The following is a 476-nucleotide window of genomic DNA, read 5'->3' on the forward strand; positions in this document are numbered from 1 at the left end:
CTGATGTTCCAGGAGCACGCCCTGTTCCCCTGGCTGACGGCCGGGAAGAACATCGAGCTGGCGCTGCGGCTGCGCGGGGTGCCCAAGGCCGACCGCAGGCCGGAGGCCGAACGCCTGCTGGAACTGGTGCGCCTGGGCGGCGCCCACGGCAAGCGGGTCCACGAGCTGTCGGGCGGCATGCGCCAGCGCGTCGCCCTCGCCCGGGCCCTCGCCCAGGACAGCCGCCTGCTGCTGATGGACGAGCCCTTCGCGGCCCTCGACGCCATCACCCGCGACGTCCTGCACGGCGAACTCACCCGCATCTGGCAAGAGACCGGACTTTCGGTCCTCTTCGTCACCCACAACGTCCGCGAGGCCGTCCGCCTCGCCCAGCGCGTCGTCCTCCTCTCCTCCCGCCCCGGCCGGGTCGCCAAGGAGTGGACCGTCGGCATCCCGCAGCCCCGCCGCATCGAGGACGCCGACGTCGCGGAGCTGTC

1 protein-coding gene is annotated in these 476 nt (G+C 73.1%); it reads left to right on the forward strand.

Going from position 1 to position 476, the window contains the following annotated elements:
* Nucleotides 1–476: ABC transporter ATP-binding protein (locus WDV06_RS37135; protein ID WP_395514200.1), on the forward strand; the 476-nt coding region annotated here is incomplete at both ends.

Origin of the sequence: Streptomyces racemochromogenes (assembly GCF_044129415.1) — a bacterium.
Lineage (GTDB): Bacteria > Actinomycetota > Actinomycetes > Streptomycetales > Streptomycetaceae > Streptomyces > Streptomyces racemochromogenes_A.